Source organism: Croceicoccus sp. Ery15 (genome assembly GCF_020985305.1).
Classification (GTDB): Bacteria; Pseudomonadota; Alphaproteobacteria; order Sphingomonadales; family Sphingomonadaceae; genus Croceicoccus.
In genome coordinates, this window is record NZ_CP087588.1 from 631,923 (window position 1) to 650,120 (window position 18,198).

At 64.5% G+C, this 18,198-nt stretch carries 16 protein-coding genes, 1 other RNA gene and 2 pseudogenes; 17 read left to right on the forward strand and 2 right to left on the reverse strand.

The window, feature by feature from the left end; all coding sequences use genetic code 11:
* On the forward strand, window positions 1–279 hold the full coding sequence (locus LOZ77_RS03145) for an NADH dehydrogenase ubiquinone Fe-S protein 4 (protein ID WP_230280753.1): 279 nt from the start codon (window positions 1–3) through the stop codon (window positions 277–279).
* Window positions 280–301: 22 nt separating this feature from the next.
* On the opposite strand, the gene LOZ77_RS03150 is transcribed toward LOZ77_RS03145, so the two are convergent.
* Window positions 302–973: a hypothetical protein gene (locus LOZ77_RS03150; RefSeq protein ID WP_230280754.1), complete on the reverse strand. Its 672-nt coding sequence runs from the start codon at window positions 971–973 to the stop codon at window positions 302–304.
* A gap of 139 nt (window positions 974–1,112) precedes the next feature.
* Between LOZ77_RS03150 and ffs the strand changes: the two genes are divergently transcribed.
* The 6 genes and pseudogenes from ffs (at window position 1,113) to LOZ77_RS03180 (ending at window position 7,371) form a co-directional block, all read left to right on the forward strand.
* Window positions 1,113–1,207: signal recognition particle sRNA small type (gene ffs / locus LOZ77_RS03155), an RNA gene on the forward strand.
* A gap of 80 nt (window positions 1,208–1,287) precedes the next feature.
* Window positions 1,288–2,416, forward strand: a pseudogene (locus tag LOZ77_RS03160) (NAD(P)/FAD-dependent oxidoreductase).
* A 99-nt stretch (window positions 2,417–2,515) separates the two neighbouring features.
* Window positions 2,516–3,730 carry an acyl-CoA dehydrogenase gene (locus LOZ77_RS03165; RefSeq protein ID WP_230280755.1) on the forward strand — a complete coding sequence of 405 codons (1,215 nt, stop codon included), beginning with the start codon at window positions 2,516–2,518 and terminating at the stop codon, window positions 3,728–3,730.
* Window positions 3,731–3,742: 12 nt separating this feature from the next.
* Window positions 3,743–5,947, forward strand: a complete 2,205-nt coding sequence (locus LOZ77_RS03170; RefSeq protein ID WP_230280756.1) for a thiamine pyrophosphate-dependent enzyme — start codon at window positions 3,743–3,745, stop codon at window positions 5,945–5,947.
* Window positions 5,944–6,987 (forward strand): ACP S-malonyltransferase, encoded by a 1,044-nt coding sequence (locus tag LOZ77_RS03175; protein WP_230280757.1) that lies wholly within the window; start codon window positions 5,944–5,946, stop codon window positions 6,985–6,987. Before LOZ77_RS03170 ends, LOZ77_RS03175 begins: the two co-directional genes overlap by 4 nt.
* A 150-nt stretch (window positions 6,988–7,137) precedes the next feature.
* Window positions 7,138–7,371: a hypothetical protein gene (locus tag LOZ77_RS03180; protein WP_230280758.1), complete on the forward strand. Its 234-nt coding sequence runs from the start codon at window positions 7,138–7,140 to the stop codon at window positions 7,369–7,371.
* On the opposite strand, the gene LOZ77_RS03185 is transcribed toward LOZ77_RS03180, so the two are convergent.
* Window positions 7,368–7,631 (reverse strand): hypothetical protein, encoded by a 264-nt coding sequence (locus tag LOZ77_RS03185; RefSeq protein WP_230280759.1) that lies wholly within the window; start codon window positions 7,629–7,631, stop codon window positions 7,368–7,370. The genes LOZ77_RS03180 and LOZ77_RS03185 overlap by 4 nt on opposite strands.
* Window positions 7,632–7,830: 199 nt before the next feature.
* Here LOZ77_RS03185 and LOZ77_RS03190 point away from each other — a divergent pair, with 199 nt between their 5' ends.
* The 10 genes and pseudogenes from LOZ77_RS03190 to leuB all read left to right on the forward strand — a co-directional run bounded on the left by LOZ77_RS03190 (window position 7,831) and on the right by leuB (window position 18,170).
* On the forward strand, window positions 7,831–9,261 hold the full coding sequence (locus LOZ77_RS03190) for a sensor histidine kinase (RefSeq protein WP_230280760.1): 1,431 nt from the start codon (window positions 7,831–7,833) through the stop codon (window positions 9,259–9,261).
* A gap of 52 nt (window positions 9,262–9,313) precedes the next feature.
* Window positions 9,314–10,294 (forward strand): rhodanese-related sulfurtransferase, encoded by a 981-nt coding sequence (locus LOZ77_RS03195; protein ID WP_230280761.1) that lies wholly within the window; start codon window positions 9,314–9,316, stop codon window positions 10,292–10,294.
* On the forward strand, window positions 10,287–10,922 hold the full coding sequence (locus LOZ77_RS03200; RefSeq protein WP_230280762.1) for a glutathione S-transferase: 636 nt from the start codon (window positions 10,287–10,289) through the stop codon (window positions 10,920–10,922). Before LOZ77_RS03195 ends, LOZ77_RS03200 begins: the two co-directional genes overlap by 8 nt.
* Before the next feature lie 60 nt (window positions 10,923–10,982).
* Entirely contained in the window at window positions 10,983–12,320 is a 1,338-nt protein-coding gene (locus tag LOZ77_RS03205) for an amidohydrolase (protein WP_230280763.1), read from the forward strand.
* A 607-nt stretch (window positions 12,321–12,927) separates the two neighbouring features.
* Window positions 12,928–13,086, forward strand: a complete 159-nt coding sequence (locus LOZ77_RS03210) for a hypothetical protein (RefSeq protein ID WP_230280764.1) — start codon at window positions 12,928–12,930, stop codon at window positions 13,084–13,086.
* Window positions 13,087–13,335: 249 nt separating this feature from the next.
* Complete coding sequence (katG, locus tag LOZ77_RS03215; RefSeq protein ID WP_230280765.1) at window positions 13,336–15,567, forward strand: catalase/peroxidase HPI; 2,232 nt, start codon at window positions 13,336–13,338, stop codon at window positions 15,565–15,567.
* Window positions 15,568–15,670: 103 nt separating this feature from the next.
* Window positions 15,671–15,907: pseudogene (locus LOZ77_RS03220) on the forward strand (accessory factor UbiK family protein); the annotation flags it as partial.
* A gap of 206 nt (window positions 15,908–16,113) precedes the next feature.
* On the forward strand, window positions 16,114–16,407 hold the full coding sequence (locus LOZ77_RS03225) for a hypothetical protein (protein WP_230280767.1): 294 nt from the start codon (window positions 16,114–16,116) through the stop codon (window positions 16,405–16,407).
* Window positions 16,408–16,473: 66 nt separating this feature from the next.
* The gene (locus LOZ77_RS03230; RefSeq protein WP_230280768.1) at window positions 16,474–17,088 is read left to right on the forward strand and encodes a DNA repair protein RecO; all 615 of its coding nucleotides are present in this window, start codon (window positions 16,474–16,476) and stop codon (window positions 17,086–17,088) included.
* Window positions 17,089–17,114: 26 nt separating this feature from the next.
* Window positions 17,115–18,170, forward strand: coding sequence for a 3-isopropylmalate dehydrogenase (gene leuB / locus LOZ77_RS03235; protein ID WP_230280769.1), 1,056 nt, complete (start codon window positions 17,115–17,117; stop codon window positions 18,168–18,170).
* Window positions 18,171–18,198: the final 28 nt, after the last annotated feature.

An 18,198-nucleotide genomic window follows, 5' to 3' on the forward strand; every position in this document is an offset into this window, starting at 1 on the left:
ATGCCAGCACGTATCTATCAGCGCCCCAAGAACGCGATGCAGTCGGGCAAGGCCCGCACATCCGACTGGGTGCTCGATTTCGTGCCCGCCGAAGCGAAAAAGCCCGATCCGCTGATGGGCTGGGCCGGTTCGGGCGATACGCAGCAGCAAGTCACGCTGTCGTTCCCCGACATGGATGCGGCGGCGGCCTATGCGGCGAAGTACGGGATCGAGGCAACGGTGATCGCCACCCCGCCCAAGACGCTGAAAATTCAGGCCTACGCCGACAACTTCAAGTAAAATTGCCGGCGTTTCCGGCCCCTCAGTCGCCCGAAGCGTCCAGATAGACCATTTCGCCGCGCCATTGCAGGCGGCCTTCGTCGAATGCCTTGCGGCAATCGCTGGCGTCATGGCCGACATCGTCGCCCAGCAGCGGCGTATCGGTCATGCCGATACCTGAAAAGCGCAGATCGTCGCACTCGCCATCCTTGGCGAAATCGCCCTTGTCGTCACCGAAATCGATGCCGCCGGTCTTCACGAACAGCGGGTTCACCTGCAGCTTGCCGCGCATGAAGGCGCTGCGGCAGTCGGTCGCGTCATTGCCAAGGTCTTCGGTCAACAGCGGCGTATCGGTCATGGCTTCACCCACAAAGCGCATGTCGTCGCATTCGCCGTCATTGGCATAATCGCCATTATCGCCGCCCCATTCGATCTGGCCGACGGCGCGGTAACCGGAATTATAGCTCAGCTCGCCGCGGAAAAACGCATTGCGGCAATCGGTGGCGTCATGGCCGATATCCTCTTCCAGCAGCGGCGTATCGGTCATGCCTGGGCCGGAAAAGCGCATATCGTCGCATTCGCCGTCATTGGTGTAATCGCCCGCATCATCCCCGAAATCGAGGGTCTGCGGCTGCGCCAGCACGACCGTTGGCATGGTCGCGACGGGCAGGGCACTGGCAGCGAGGATCAGCGAAAGACGGGTAAGGCGTGACAAATTGCATGCTCCGGTTCGGGATTGAGTGTCTGCGGCGCTGATAAAGCATAATTATTGCCATTGTGTATGCGCGGCCATGCATTTCTTGCCCGTGCAGCGGGGCCCTTGCTTTCCGCGCCGCGCGCCGCCATATGGCCCACCGGGAGTCGGGCGGACGTTCGCGTTCGCCAACCTGGTCAGGTCCGGAAGGAAGCAGCCACAACGGATTGCTGCGGGTCGCTCGGCTCCTATTTCACACCCATTCAGTCGGCAGGGACGAACACGCCATGACCGACCATTATGACGCGATCATCCTTGGCGCTGGCGCGGCGGGCATGATGTGCGCCCTGCGCGCGGGGCAACGCGGTCGCCGCGTGCTGCTGATCGAAAGGCTGGCAAGACCGGGCGCCAAGATCCTGATTTCGGGCGGCGGACGGTGCAATTTCACCAATATCCACACCGCGCCCGACCGCTTCATCTCGGCCAATCCGCATTTCGTGAAATCCGCGCTCAGCCGCTATACGCCGCGCGATTTCCTCTCACTGGTCGAGGGGGCATGGCATCGCATGGCACGAAAAGACGCTGGGCCAGCTGTTCTGCGACGGTTCGGCGCGGCAGATCGTCGATATGCTGGTGGCAGAGGTCGAGCAGGCTGGCGGAACCTTCGCACTGGGACAGGAGATCGCATCGGTCAGCCACGACGGCGAGAATTTCACCGTCGCAACGCAGGACGGAGCCTTCACCGCACCCAGACTGGTCATCGCCACGGGCGGGCCGTCGATCCCCAAGATGGGCGCGACCGGCTTTGCCTATGACCTTGCCCGCCAGTTCGGATTGAAGGTCGTCGAACCGCGCCCCGCGCTCGTGCCGCTGACGCTGAAGGGCGAGGATCTGCTGTTCCGCGAACTCTCGGGCGTCTCCAGCGACGTGATCGCCAGCGCGGGCAAGGCCAAATTCCGGGAGGCGGCCTTGTTTACCCATCGCGGCCTGTCCGGCCCGGCGATCCTGCAGATATCCAGCTTTTGGCGCCCCGGCGACAGCATCGCCATCGATTTCTTCCCCGACCGTCCCGCCGACTGGCTGCTGACCGCCAAGCGCGAGGAGCCGCGCCGCGCCATCCGCAACCTGCTGGGCGAAGGGCTGCCCGAACGGCTGGCCGCCGTGCTGGCGGAAAAGCTGGCGCTTGACGGTCCGCTTCAGGAAATCGCGGACAAACGGCTGCGCGCCGCGCAGGAACGCCTGTCCCGCTGGGCCTTTACCCCCAACGGCAGCGAGGGTTTCGCCAAGGCCGAAGTCACGGTTGGCGGCATTGCGACGGCGGAACTCTCCTCGCAAACCATGGAATCGAAAAAGCGCCCCGGCCTGTACGCGATTGGCGAGGCGGTCGACGTGACCGGCTGGCTGGGCGGCTATAACTTTCAATGGGCGTGGGCATCGGGCCATGCCTGCGGTCTGGCGCTCTGACCCGATCGTTACACTTGCAACCATCGCCGCTTTCCGCTTTGGCTTGCGCGACGCGAGGCGCTAGATAATCGCCCGCCGCATCGATGGGAGAAAGCACGCATGTCCGACGTCCACGCCAAGGGTAAGGGGCCTTCGCTGTCCGCATTCGACTGGGCGGACCCGTTCCTGCTGGAGGAGCAGCTGAGCGAGGACGAGCGCATGTTGCGCGATGCGGCGCGCGACTTTGCGCAGGGCAGGCTTCAGCCGCGCGTGATCGATGCGTTCCAGAACGAACATACCGATCCCGACATCTTCCGCGAAATGGGCGCGGCGGGCCTGCTGGGCGCGACCATTCCCGAAGAGCTGGGCGGCCTGAATGCCAATTACGTCACCTATGGCCTGATCGCGCGCGAGGTGGAGCGCGTCGATTCCGGCTATCGCTCGATGATGAGCGTGCAGTCCAGCCTCGTCATGTATCCGATCCATGCCTATGGCTCTCCGCAGCAGCATGCGAAATACCTCCCCGGTCTAGCGAGCGGGGAGCTGATCGGCTGCTTCGGCCTGACCGAACCCGATGCGGGCTCCGACCCCGCGGGCATGCGCACCACTGCGCGCAAGGTCGATGGCGGCTATGTCCTGAATGGCACCAAGACATGGATCACCAATGCGCCCATCGCCGATGTCTTCGTCGTCTGGGCCAAATCCGAAGCGCATGGCGGCAAGATTCGCGGCTTTGTGCTGGAAAAGGGCATGAAAGGCCTGTCGGCCCCGAAGATCGAGGGTAAATTGTCGCTGCGCGCATCGGTCACCGGCCAGATCGCGATGGACGATGTGGAAGTGCCTGAAGATGCGCTGCTCCCCAATGTCGAGGGCCTGAAAGGTCCGTTCGGCTGTCTGAACCGCGCGCGTTACGGTATTTCGTGGGGCGCCTTGGGCGCGGCGGAATTTTGCTGGCACGCGGCGCGCGACTATGGCCTTGAACGCAAGCAGTTCGGCAAGCCGCTCGCCGCCACGCAATTGTTCCAGCTGAAGCTCGCCAATATGCAGACCGAGATTGCGCTGGGCCTGCAAGCCGCGCTGCGCGTGGGAAGGCTGATGGACGAGGGCAAGGCCGCGCCCGAGATGATTTCGATTACCAAGCGCAACAATTGCGGCAAGGCGCTGGATATCGCCCGCACCGCGCGCGACATGCACGGCGGCAACGGGATTTCGGGCGAATATCAGGTGATCCGCCATATGGTGAACCTTGAAACGGTGAACACCTATGAGGGGACGCATGATGTCCACGCGCTGATACTGGGCCGCGCGCAAACGGGCTTGCAGGCGTTTTTCTGAGGGGGCTGACCGGTGGCCAGCAATCCGGCAGACCGCGTCGCCATCGTCCACGACAATTTCCTGCGGCGCGTCGCGGCGGGCGATTTCCCGCAAGGCGCGCCGCCCGCCGGTCCGCTGGACGATATCACCGCCGTTTCGATATTCCGCAGCGCCTGCCTGACGCGCGCGCTGGACCGTGAAAGCCGCAGGATGCAGGCGGCGGGGCAGGGCTATTACACCATCGGCCCGTCGGGGCATGAAGGGCTGGCCGCGCTGGCCGCCGCGCTGGACCCTGCCGACACGGCCTTCCTGCATTATCGCGACGCAGCGTTCCAGATCCAGCGGGCGGAGCAAGTCGGCGGCACCACCATCGCGTGGGACATGCTGCTCTCTTACGCGTGCTCTGCCGAAGACCCGATTTCTGGCGGGCGGCACAAGGTGCTGGGATCGAAAGCGCTGAACATTCCGCCGCAGACATCGACCATCGCCAGCCATCTGCCCAAGGCGGTCGGCGCGGCCTATTCGCTGGGCCTTGCCCGCCGCCGTCCGCCCGAATTCCGCGCCATGGCGGACCATTCGATCGCGGTGTGTTCGTTCGGGGACGCGTCGGTCAACCATTCCACCGCGCAAGGGGCGTTCAACACGGCGGGGTGGACCAGCTTCCAGTCGATCCCGCTGCCGCTGCTGTTCGTGTGCGAGGATAATGGCATCGGCATTTCGACCAAGAGCCCGCGCGGCTGGGTGCGCGCCAATTTCGAAAACCGCCCCGGTATCCGTTATTTCGCCTGCGACGGGCTGGACATGTTCGAAACCTATCGTGTGGCGGGCGAGGCCGCCGAATATGTTCGCACGCGGCGCAAGCCCGCCTTCCTCCATATGCGCACGATCCGGCTTTACGGCCATGCGGGCGCCGATATGGCGATGGCCTATCTCTCGCGCGAAGAGGTGGAGGCCGAGGAAGCCAGTGACCCGCTGCTCCACATGGTCCGCCAGCTGGCCGAGGCGGAGATCATGGAGCCTGCCGAAGCGCTGGCGGTCTATAGCGAAACCGCCGCGCGCGTCGCCCGCATCGCCGCGCAAGTGGTACAACGGCCAAGGCTGCAAGACGCGGATCAGGTGATGCAAAGCCTGATCCCGCCCAAACGCGATTGCGCCCCGCTGCCCGCGCCCGATCCGGCCCTGCGCGACGGCGTGTTCGACAGCGACATGGCCGCGATGCAAAAACCGCAGCCGATGGGCAAGATCATCAATCTGGCGCTGGCCGACTTGATGCTGTCCCACCCCGATATCGTGATGATGGGAGAGGATATTGCGAGGAAGGGCGGCAATTACGGCATCACGCAGCGCCTGTCGGCCCGTTTCGGCAAGGACCGCGTGATCGATACGCTGCTCGACGAACAGGCGATATTGGGCCTTGCCATCGGCATGGCGCAGAACGGGTTTCTGCCCATGCCCGAAATCCAGTTCCTCGCCTATCTCCACAATGCCGAAGACCAGCTGCGGGGCGAGGCGGCGACATTGCCGTTTTTCTCGGACGGGCAGTTCACCAATCCGATGGTCGTGCGCATTTCCGGTTTCGGCTATCAGCGCGGGTTCGGCGGGCATTTCCACAACGACAATTCGGTCGCGGTGCTGCGCGATATTCCCGGCCTGATCCTTTGCACCCCGTCAAACGGGCGCGATGCGGCGCTGATGCTGCGCGAATGCGTGCGGCTGGCACGGGAAGAGCAGCGGCTGGTCGTCTTCCTCGAACCCATTGCGCTTTATGCGATGCGCGACCTGCACACGGCAGGCGATGGCGGCTGGCTGACGCTTTATCCCGATCCGGCGGAATCCATCTCGCTGGGCGAGGTCGGCGTGCATGGAACAGGCACCGAGCTTGCCATCGTCACATTCGCCAACGGGGCCTATCTGGCGCGGCAGGCGCTGCCCCTGCTGGCGCAGCGCGGCATCGATGCGCGGGTGATCGATATCCGCTGGCTGTCCCCCTTGCCGGCCAGCGCGATTGCGCAGGCGGTCGCAGCCTGCCGCGCTGCACTGATCGTCGACGAAACGCGGCGCACAGGCGGCGTGGCCGAGGCGCTGATGGCGCTGCTGGACGAGAACGCCGACCTTCCCAAGGCGCGGCTGACGGCAGAGGACAGCTTCATCCCGACCGGCCCCGCCTATGCCGCGACCATGCCCTCCCGCGATAGCATCGTCGATGCGGCGGTGGCCTTGGTGGAGGGGCTGCGATGAAGACGGCGGTCGTCATCTGTCCGGGTCGCGGCACCTATAACGCGGGCGAGCTTGGCTATCTGGCGCGGCATTTTCCCGATCCCGCCATGCTGGCCGCGTTCGACGCGCAGCGCGCTGCAGCGGGGCAGGAAACGCTGACCGCGCTCGACGGGGCGGCGAAATTCTCGCCCGCCACACATACGCGCGGCGACAATGCCTCGGGCCTGATCTTCGCGGCATCGCTGGGCGATTATCTCTCGATCGACCGCGAACGTATCGAGATCGTGGCGGTTACCGGCAATTCGATGGGCTGGTACAGCGCGCTGGCCTGCGGCGGGGCACTGGCGCCGCAGGACGGGTTCCGTACCGCCAATACCATGGGCACGCTGATGCAGGACGCGCTGATCGGCGGACAGATGATCTATCCGTGGATGGATGAGGACTGGGTGCCCGATGCCGCGCGAAAGCGGGAATTGCTGGAACGGGTCGCGCGGATCGGTGCCGCGCCCGACCGGCAGTTGTACCTCTCCATCGATCTGGGCGGCATGCTGGTGCTGGCGGGCGATGCGGCGGGTCTGGACGCGTTTGAACAGGCGGTCGGCGAACAGGCAACAGCCCGCGTGCAGCAGCGCTTTCCCATGCGGCTGGCCAATCACGCCGCGTTCCACACCGCGATGCAGGAACCGGTGGCGGCGCGGGGCAGGGCGCTGATCGACCGCTCCCTGTTCGGACAGCCGCACACGCCGCTGATTGACGGGCAGGGCCGCATCTGGTGGCCGGAGGCCAGCGATACCGGCGCGCTTTATGATTACACGCTGGGTGCGCAGGTGACGCAATGCTATGATTTTACCCGCGCCGTCACCGTGGCCGCGCGCGAATTCGCGCCCGACCTGTTCGTGGTGCTGGGGCCGGGCACGACTTTGGGCGGTGCGGTGGCCCAGTCGCTGATCGTGGCGGGATGGGAAAACATGGCCGGCAAGCAGGATTTCCGCCGCGTTCAGGACCGGTCGGGCCTGCTGGTTTCGATGGGCATGGCAGAGCAGCGCGCCATCGTCGCCTGACCGGAAAACACCGGATTTACCGGTGCCTGGGACCGGATCCTCATCCGTCGATGAACATCGTCCTTAGCAATTGTTAAGCAATCACTCATGCGGGAAACGGCACAATTCTTCCTGCGGGCGGCACGAACCGCCTGCGGGAAGGAGAACCGCATGTTCATGGATGTATCGAGGCAGGAAGGCGGCGGCGGCGAGCCGTACGGTCCGCCCTGCCATAGCTGCCACCGCATCATCGGCCCCGGCGAAGGCGCGACCGAAATCCGTTTCGAGGATGGCGACGACCAACGCCTCCACACGCTGAACGGCCTGTACCACAGCGCCTGCGCGCAGCCGATCCTGAGCGTCAAGCGCGCATTCGATCTGCTGAAGCGCCCCGGCTGGCGTTAATCGCCGCCTTCGGCCGCACCCAGCAGATCCATCAGATTGCGTGCTGCCTCGCGCTCGCCCTCGTCCTTGAACGCAACGTCGAGATCGGGCGCCGCGCCCAGCGTATAGAGCAGCGCCCATAGCACGAAACGCTGCGCCGGATCGCTCGCCAGCCCAAGGTCCACGCGCATATGTTCGATCCCCGCCTCGCGCGCGGCGGGCGGAACGGCAGCCAGATCGGATGTGCCGAAATAGCGGCGCAATTGTTCGTCGAAATCCATCGCCCGCGTTTAGGCGATCGCACCGCCCGCGCCAAGCATTGCCCCCGACATAAGCAGACTGCCGGAACCAACCCCCTGCAAACAGGTTGCTTTTCGCGGCGAAGCGGCGCAATCATGCCGGACGGCCCGCCCTGTCCGCGGCGCTTACCGGAGGAACGCCGGCCCGCTTCGTTTCGACCTGCGGCCGGAGCGTATCTGCATGAATTTCGAAGCCCTTTTCGCGCTTTCGCCCAATCCCTATGTCGTGCTCGACGCGGAATTGCGGATCGCGTGGATGAACGATGCCTATCTTCAGGCGACGATGCGCGAACGCGCCGATATTCTGGGCCGCGCATTGTTCGATGCCTTTCCCAGCGAACCGGGCACCGACAGCTATGATCTGCTTCACGCATCGCTGCACCGCGTGCTCGACACGGGCGAGCGGGACGAGATCGCGCTGATCCGCTATGACATCGCCCAGCCCGACGGCACGATGACGCAAAGGTACTGGAGCGCGACGCATACGCCCTTGCTGGGCGATGACGGGCAGGTCACCCATATTCTTCAGCACACGGTCGATGTGACAGAGCTTCAGGCGCTACGCCGCATGCGCGACGAGATGGGGCTGATCCAGCGCGCGGGCGCGATCCAGGCACGCAACACCGATCTGCAAGCACAGAGCGAGCGTTTGCGCCGCCTGTTCGAACAGGCCCCCGGCTTCGTCGCCATTGTCGAGGGGGCGGATCATGTGTTCCAGATGGCCAATGCCGCCTATCGCGCATTGGTCGGGCGTGATGATCTGCTGGGCCGCCCCGTAGCACAGGCGCTGCCCGAAATCGTCGAACAGGGCTTTGTCGATCTGCTCGACGGGGTGCTGGCCAGCGGCAAACCCTATTTCGGGCGGAACGAGCAGATATTCCTCGAGATCGAGGGGCGGATGGAGGAGATGTTCCTCGAATTCATCTACCAGCCGATCTTCGGCGACGATGGCGAGCCGGGCGGCGTGTTCGTCCAGGGCTATGACGTCACCGAGGAAGTGCGCGCCCAGCGGCGGCAGGAATTGCTGATCAGCGAACTGAACCATCGCGTGAAAAACACGCTGGCAGTGGTGCAGGGGCTGGCCAGCCAGTCGTTCCGGTCCGTCGACCCTGAGGGGGAAGCGCGGCGCATCTTCTCGCAGCGTTTGCATGCGCTGGCATCGGCGCATGATCTGCTGACCAAGGGGAACTGGGAACCGGCATCCCTGCGCGATAGCTTGATCGCCGCCGTTACCGCCGCGACGGGCGAGGATGTGGCGCGCTTTGCATTCGACGGCCCGCCCGTATCGCTGACCCCGCAGATCGGCGTGTCGCTGGCGCTGACAATCCATGAACTATGCACCAATGCCATCAAATATGGCGCCTTGTCGGCGGATACCGGCACGATCGCGGTGGACTGGCATCTGCGAGAGGATGACGCGGGCCGCCAGCGCCTGACCATCGAATGGCGCGAACGGGGCGGCCCGCCGGTGACTGCGCCCGAACGCAAGGGGTTCGGATCGCGGCTGATCGAACAGGGCTTCGTCATCCAGCATGACGGCAGCGCGCTGCTGGATTACCGGCCCGATGGCCTGTGCTGCACCATCGAACTGGAACTGCCCGCCACGGCCTGATCGCGCACGCCGCCGGCTTGGACACGGCGGCGCTTGGCGCTATGGGCGGCGCATGGCCGATATGACATGCGAATCCGGCGCGCCGCTGACGGTGGCGGCGCTTTACCGCTTTACCCGTTTCGACGATCCCGCCGCGCTGCAGGCCCCGCTGGAGGCCGTGTGCCGCAGCCATGGCGTGCGCGGCACGCTGTTGCTGGCGGGCGAGGGGATCAACGGCACCATCGCGGGCACGGCAGACGGCATCGCCGCGGTGCTGGACCATATTCGCGCGCTGCCCGGTTGCGCGGCGACGGACGTGAAATTCTCGGCCGCCGCCACCATGCCGTTCCACCGGATGAAAGTGCGGCTGAAGCGCGAGATTGTGACGATGGGCCAGCCCGACATCGACCCCAATCGCACCGTCGGCACCTATGTCGATCCGCAGGACTGGAACGCGCTGATATCGGACCCCGATACCATCGTGATCGACACGCGGAACGATTACGAAGTCGCGGTCGGCACATTCGACCGCGCGATCGACCCCAAAACCGCCAGCTTCCGCGATTTCCCCGCCTGGTTCCGCAGCGAGCGCGAAAGGCTGCTGGGTAAAGGCCTGCCGGGTGAGGGAAAAGCGCCCAAGGTCGCCATGTTCTGCACCGGCGGCATCCGCTGCGAGAAATCGACCGCCTTTTTGAAGCAGGAAGGCGTGGAGGACGTGTTCCACCTCAAGGGCGGCATCCTCAAATATCTGGAAACGGTGGACGAGCGCGACAGCCTGTGGCGCGGCGAATGTTTCGTGTTCGACCAGCGCGTCACCGTCAGCCATGGGCTGGTGGAGGGAAGCTATGGCCTGTGCCATGCCTGCCGCCGTCCGGTCAGCGACGCCGACATGGCCTCGCCGCTGTATGAAGAGGGCGTCAGCTGCCCGCATTGCCATGCCGAACGGACCGACGAACAACGCGCCGCCTATCGCGAGCGGCAACGGCAGGAGGAACTGGCGGCGCAGCGGGGCGTGGCGCATGTCGGCGCGGTGCAAAAGGCGCGCGATGACTGAACCCGTGCTCTACAGCTTTCGCCGCTGCCCCTATGCCATGCGCGCGCGGCTGGCGCTGGCGATCAGCGGCACGCCCTGCATCCTGCGCGAGGTCAAGCTGGCCGCCAAGCCCGATGCCATGCTGGCCGCATCGCCCAAGGGGACGGTGCCGGTGCTGGTGCCGGACGATGCGGCGGTCATCGACGAAAGCATCGACATCATGCGCTGGGCACTGGCCCGCAACGATCCGGAAAACTGGCTGGAGCGCGACGACCAAGCGCTGGTCGCGGCGAATGACGGGGCGTTCAAGCACGATCTCGACCGGTATAAATACCCCGACCGCCACGGATCGGACCCGATGGCCCACCGCGAAAGCGCGCTGGAGTTTCTGGGCGGTTTGAATGATCGTCTGGCCGCGCATGGCCAGCTGGGCGGCGCGCGGCGCGGGCTGACCGATGCGGCGATCTTTCCCTTTGTCCGCCAGTTCGCGGCGGTGGCTCGCGACTGGTTCGACGCATTGCCGCTGCCCCATCTGCAAAAATGGCTGACGGGCCATCTGGAATCGCCCCTGTTCAGGGCGATCATGGTCCGCCACCGGCCATGGGCAGAGGGCGACGATCCCATCCGCTTCGCGCCGGACCCCGCGTAACGCACAGCTCTGTCCGGCGCGGGCTTGCAACGTGCCATCGGCGCGTTATCGTCGCGCTCCATGCACATCAAACAGCTCGCAGCATCGCTCGCCGCCGTCTCAACGCTGGCCCTTGCAACCCCCGCCGCCGCGCAATCGCTTACCCAAAGCATAGAGCGCGACATGCCCGAGCTGATGGAGCTTTACCGCGAGCTTCACGCCAATCCCGAACTGTCGATGCAGGAAGTGAAAACGGCGGCGCGGCTGGCGGGCATCATGCGCGGGCTGGGCTTTGACGTGACCGAAGGGGTCGGCGGCACCGGCGTCGTCGCGGTGATGAAAAACGGCGAAGGGCCGACCGTGCTGCTGCGCGCCGATATGGACGGGCTGCCGGTAACCGAACAAACGGGACTGCCATTCGCGTCCAAGGTTACCGCCACCGCGCGTTCGGGCGTGGAAAGCGGGGTGATGCATGCCTGCGGCCACGATACGCATATGGCGGGCTGGGTCGGCGCGGCGCGCCAACTGGCCGCGCGCAAGGATGAATGGAGCGGCACGCTGGTCATGATCGGCCAGCCGGGCGAGGAAGTGGGCGAGGGCGCGGGCGCCATGCTGGAAGACGGGCTCTATACCCGTTTTCCCAAGCCCGATTACGCCATCGCCTTTCACGATGCGGCGCAGATACCGGCAGGCGTCGTCGGCTATGCCAGCGGATGGGCGCTGGCCAATGTGGATTCGGTCGATATCGCCATTCCCGGCGTCGGCGGGCACGGCGCCTATCCGCACACCACCAAGGACCCCGTCGTGCTGGCCAGCAGCATCGTGATGCGGTTGCAGACACTGGTCAGCCGCGAACAGAACCCGCAGGACCCCGCCGTCGTCACCGTGGGCAGCATCCATGGCGGGGCCAAGCACAATATCATTCCGGACGAGGTGAAATTGCAGCTGACGGTGCGCAGCTATTCCGATGCATCGCGCGACGGGCTGTTGAAAGGCATCGAACGCATCGCAAAGGGAGAGGCCATCGCCGCGGGCATGCCCGAAGACAAGATGCCGGTTGTCACCGTCGATCCCGCCTTCACGCCCGCCACCTTCAACAATCCCGAACTGGTCGACCGTCTGGTGCCGGTGATGCAGTCGACATTCGGAGAGGCGCGGGTGATCGACACCCCCGCCGTGATGGGCGGAGAGGATTTCAGCCGCTATCGCCGCGAGGACCCCGACAATATCCAGTCGCTGATCTTCTGGGTAGGCGGCGTCACGCCCGAAAACATGGCGAAATCCGAAGCCGGCGAAATTACGCTCCCCTCGCTCCACAGCCCGTTCTGGGCCCCCGACGCCGACGCAGTGGTCGAAACCGGCGCGACCGTGCTGGCACAATCGGCACTGACGCTGATGGCAAAGCCGCCCGTGAATTAGAAAGCCGCCCGCGAATTAGGGCGAGCATTGCGCAGCAAGCGGAGCCCTAATTCGCCAGAGGCGGCGCCCCGGCTGACGGACGCAAGGGCGACAACGCCCGCAGCGATCCGTTCAACGTGACAGCCGCGGCTTTGCCGTGGCCGCGGCAGCTTTCGGTTCCTGAGGTAATAGGTGCTAATGACTGGAATGGGGTGGAAAGCTGATGATCAGTCCAGCCCATTCGGCAGTTTGCTCGAACACCATGGACAATACGAAATTGCTATAACGGACGACCCGCCGTCATGGATCATCGGTCCATAGCTATCGCTAGCTTCAGAGTAGTGGATCAAGCAATCTGGACATTCAAAACGGTCCAAATGCTGATCGCACGTATTCTCGATATTCGAGCGCACCTTCTCGCAACAGTGCTGGATCATGCTGCTCATTCTCACAGAGGCCTTGTGGCCGCGACCGGCCATCAGCAGACCTTCCGCTTCCACCCCACCATACAGCCAAAAACCCACCAAAATCCTACCCAACACACCTGAAAAGGCGTATATTTCCACCGTCAACGACTCCAGCGGTTGGAGCCGCGCTAAAATGCGGAACTGAATGCAAGGAGGAGATCATGCGTATCCCTCATGCGCCACGGATCGGAAAGCATGCCCAATGGCATGTTCAGGCACCCCATATGCACGCACCCCATATCGATTGGGCCCATGTGGCCGCGGGGCTGGCGGCATTGCTGCTTGCGGTTGTGGTGATGTGGTTCTTCTACCAGCCCTGATCGGGGTTGGCGGAAGGATGACGACATAGGCGGAGATGCACGGCCCCGCCCGCCACGGCCGGGCCGCGCATCACCAGCGGCATCCCGCCTTGACGGCGCGCCCTATTGATAGAGGGAATCTGTCAATTGCCATTCATTGATCGATTTCCTGAATTTTTCTGAATGGGTTTTCGTGTTTGGGGCCGCTGTCATCGCCATGTATGCTCCGCCCCATAAAAGGACGGGACAAGCTGCAGGAGAAGGAACATCATGGACGCCAAGACCAAAGACCCGCTGAAAGGCGGCTGCCCCGTTCAGCACGAGGCGCGCAAGTCCCTGCTGGGCCGCACCAACCGCGATTGGTGGCCCAACCAGATCACGCTGGATATCCTGCATCAGGGCGGCCAGAACCCGAGCCCGTTCGACCGCGATTTCGATTATGCCGAGGCGTTCAACGCGCTCGATTACGATGCGGTCAAGCGCGACCTGACCGCGCTGATGACCGACAGCCAGCCGTGGTGGCCTGCCGATTACGGGCATTACGGCCCGTTCTTCATCCGCATGGCATGGCACAGCGCGGGCACCTATCGCATTCAGGACGGTCGCGGCGGCGCGGGTGCGGGGCAGCAGCGTTTCGCCCCGCTCAATTCATGGCCCGACAATGCCAATCTGGACAAGGCGCGCCGCCTGTTGTGGCCGATCAAGCAGAAATACGGCAAGAACCTGTCATGGGCCGATCTGATGATCCTGGCCGGCAATGTCGCCATCGAATCGATGGGCGGCCCCGTGTTCGGCTTTGGCGGCGGACGGGCCGATAAGTACGAGCCCGAGACCGATGTCTATTGGGGCACCGAAGCCTATTGGGTGGGGGACGAGAATAACGAAACCCGCATCCAGCCCGACAAGGAAATGGCGCTGGAAGACCCGCTGGCCGCGATCCAGATGGGGCTGATCTATGTGAATCCCGAAGGGCCGGGCGGCGATCCCGATCCGATGGGCAGTGCGCGCGACATCCGCAAGACATTCGGCAATATGGGCATGAATGACGAGGAGACCTGTGCGCTGACGGTCGGCGGCCATACGTTCGGCAAGTGCCATGGCGCGGGCGATGCCGCGCTGGTGGGGGCGGAACCCGAAGGGGCCGATATCGCGATGCAGGGCCTTGGCTGGACGTCGGGCCATGAAAGCGGGATGGGCGACCACACCATCACTAGCGGGATCGAGGGGGCATGGACGCCGACGCCGATCACATGGGACATGTCCTATTTCGACATGCTGCTCGACCATGAGTACGAGCTGGTGAAGAGCCCCGCCGGTGCCCAGCAATGGACGCCCAAGGGTGCGCCGCCCGAAACGCTGGCCCCGCAGGCACATGATCCGTCGAAGAAGCAGCCGACCATCATGACCACCGCCGATATGGCGATGAAGGTCGATCCCGGCTTCCGCGAGATCATGGAGAAATTCCGCGCCGATCCGGACTATTTCGCGGACCAGTTCGCGCGGGCATGGTTCAAGCTGTGCCACCGCGACATGGGGCCAAAGGCGCGCTATCTGGGCCCCGAAGTCCCTGCCGAGGACCTGATCTGGCAGGACCCGCTGCCCGATGTGGACCATCCGCTGGTCGATGCCGCCGATGTGAACGCCTTGTCGGTGGCGATCGCCAACAGCGGCCTGTCGGTTGCGGAGATGGTTTCCACCGCATGGGCGGCGGCCAGCACCTATCGCGGGTCGGACCATCGCGGCGGCGCCAATGGCGGGCGCATCCGGCTGGCCCCGCAAAAGGACTGGCAGGTCAACGAACCGGCCAAGCTTGCCAAGGTGATCAAGGTGCTGGAAGGCATCAAGGCCGATTTCGACGCCAAGGCCAGCGGCGGGAAGAAAATATCCTTTGCCGATCTGGTCGTGCTGGCCGGCAATGTCGGGATCGAGGTCGCGGCGAAGCTTGGAGGGCACGAGGTCGAGGTGCCGTTCACTCCGGGCCGCGTCGATGCCACGCAGGAACAGACCGATCCCGACAATTTCGGCTGGCTGGAACCGCGCGCCGACGGTTTCCGCAATTTCCTGAAGACGCATCAAAGCGTGCCGACAGAGGAATTGCTGGTCGACCGCGCGCAATTGCTGACGCTGACGGGGCCGGAAATGACGGTTCTGGTGGGCGGTCTGCGCGTGCTGGGCGCCAATTACGGCGGCAGCAAGGATGGCGTGTTCACCGACCGGCCGGGCGTGCTGACCAATGATTTCTTCGTCAACCTGCTCGACATGAATACCGCGTGGAAACAGGTGGACGAGGATAGCGACGAATTGTTCACCGGCACCTGCCGCGATACGAACAGGGAGAAATGGACCGCGACGCGCACCGATCTGGTGTTCGGTTCCAATTCGCAGATGCGGGCCTTGTCCGAAATCTATGCCGAAAACGGGATGGAGGAGAAATTCATCGCCGATTTCGTCAAGGCATGGGTCAAGGTGATGGAACTGGACCGGTTCGACCTGCACCGCTGATCCGCGGCAAAACCCGCGAAAACCCTGCAAAAACCCCGCTGCGCTTTGTGCGCAGTGGGGTTTTCCTCTTGAAGCGCGGCGCGGGCCATAGCATTTAGGCATCATGCAAAGCGACAATCCCCGTATCTCGGACATCACCCGCCTGTTCACCGCCGCTGCCGGCACTTTCGCGGGCATGGGCCGCGAGGCGAGCGAGGCCGCGCGCGAGCGTTTCAAGGAAGCGATGGGCGGCCTCGATTTCGTGAGCCGCGAGGAATTCGACGCGGTCAAGGCGATGGCCGCCAAGGCCCGCGAAGAGAACGAGGCGCTGACCGCGCGCATCGCCGCGCTGGAAGCGAAGCTGGGCGACACCGCAGCCGCACCTGCGAAAAAGGCCCCCGCGAAGAAACCGGCACCGAAAAAGCCCGCTGCCGAATAGAGACGGTCGCGGAATAGGGGGGGGCGGGCGTTTTTCGTAAAAACGCTTAACATCGGGCAAGTCGGCGGGAACGCGTTTCGCTTCCCGCTCATTGATCGTGAAATCGCATTTGTCAGGATTTCACGCCCATGTTCACACAGCTTAATCCGACGATCCCAGTCCACGTCCTTGGCAAGGGGCACGGTTATGCATTCGGCATGATCGATTACGGACAGGAGCATAACCTAATCTGGGTCACCGCCATCGACGAGACGGGGGAGATCTGGTGCGCGCCCAATCCGCAGGTCCGGCTGGGCCGCAACTGGACGATGGGGCGGAGCGAAAACCCGCTGATCGCAGCGGACAAGGAAGCGGCCCGCCAGCGCAAGGCGGCAGAGCCCTGCGCGTGCGAGGCGGACATGGCCCAATCCGCGCCCGCCTGACCGCACATCGCCCGCCCCGGCACCTGATGCCTTGCCATCGACCGGCGCGGCGGGCATGCCCCGCCCATGCATCTCAGCGCCTCTGCCATCGTTTGCGCCGCGCGCCCGCATGGCGAGAATGCCGCCATCGCGCGGCTGCTGACAGAGGAATACGGGCTGGTCGCGGGCTATGTCGCGGGCGGGCGGGGGCGGGTGATGCGCCCCGCGCTGATCCCCGGCAATGTCGTCGCGGCCGATATCGCCGCGCGTTCGGCCAGCCAGCTGCCGTTTCTGAAGGCCGAGCTGGTCACCAGCCGCGCGCCTTTCCTGACCGAGCCTCTGCCTGCCGCCGCCATCGGCTGGGTCACCGCGCTAACCGCCGCGATCCTGCCCGAACGCAGTCCGTTTCCCGCGCTGTATCAGGCGCTGGACGCGGTGCTCGATGCGATCTGCCATGCCCCGTCCGCGCGCGGCTGGGTGCCCGCGCTGTCGGCCTATGAAGCGCTGATGCTGCGCGAGCTGGGCTATGGCGGGGAAAGGCCCGCGCTCGATCCGGCAGGGTGGGACGAAACGCTGGCCATATTCGACGCAACGGGCCGCCATGTGGAAAAGCGCCTGCTTGCAGACCGCGCCGGTCCTGTTATGGGCGACCTGCTGGCCGCCCGCGCAATCTTGCGCGCGCGGCTTTCGCGCATGGCATAGGTTTCACGAAAGTCAGGGATTACGACATGAAAATCGCGGTATTTGCAGGCGACGGCATCGGTCAGGAAGTCACCGCACAGGCCCTGCGCGTGCTCGAGGCGCTGCCGCTGCCGCTGTCGTTCCTGACCGGGGATGTCGGGGGCATGGCGTATAAAAAGCACGGCCACCCGCTGCCGCCCGAAACGCTGACCGTCGCGCGCGAATGCGATGCGATCCTGTTCGGCGCGGTGGGCGATCCCGATTGCGACAATCTGGAGCGCGACCTGCGCCCCGAACAGGCGATTCTGGGCCTGCGCAGCGCGATGGGCCTGTTCGCCAATCTGCGCCCCGCCAAGGTTTTTGCCGGTCTGGAGGGTGCGTCCGCCCTGCGGCCCGAAGTCGCCTCTGCCATCGATCTTCTGATCGTGCGCGAGTTGAACGGCGACGTGTATTTCGGCGAAAAGGGCATGCGCACGACCGATGCGGGCCTGCGTGAAGGCTATGACATCATGAGCTATGACGAGAGCGAGGTCCGCCGCATCGCCATCGCCGGTTTCGAAGCAGCGCAAAAGCGCCGCGGTATGCTGTGTTCGGTCGACAAGGCCAATGTCCTCGAAACCTCGCAATTGTGGCGCGACGTGGTGATCGAAACCGCCGCCGGTTTCCCCGATGTCACGCTTTCGCACATGTATGTCGACAATGCCGCGATGCAGCTGGTGCGCAATCCGGGGCAGTTCGATGTGGTCGTAACCGGCAATCTGTTCGGCGATATCCTGTCCGATCAGGCATCGATGTGCGTCGGCTCGATCGGCCTGCTCGCCAGCGCCTCTCTGGGAGAGCGTAAGACGGCGCATGGCACGTTCGGACTTTATGAACCGATCCATGGTAGTGCTCCCGATATAGCGGGCAAAGGCATCGCCAATCCGCTGGCGACGATCCTGTCGGCCGCCGAACTGCTGCGCCACTCGCTGGGGCAGGAGGAACAGGCTGCGCGGGTCGAACAGGCGGTGGCGAAGGTTCTGGCCGACGGCATTTTCGGGGCGGACCTTGGCGGCGATGCCGACACGGCCACCATCGGCGATGCGGTGCTGGCGCGTCTGTAACGCGGCGGGCCGCGAAAGGGCGAAAGGC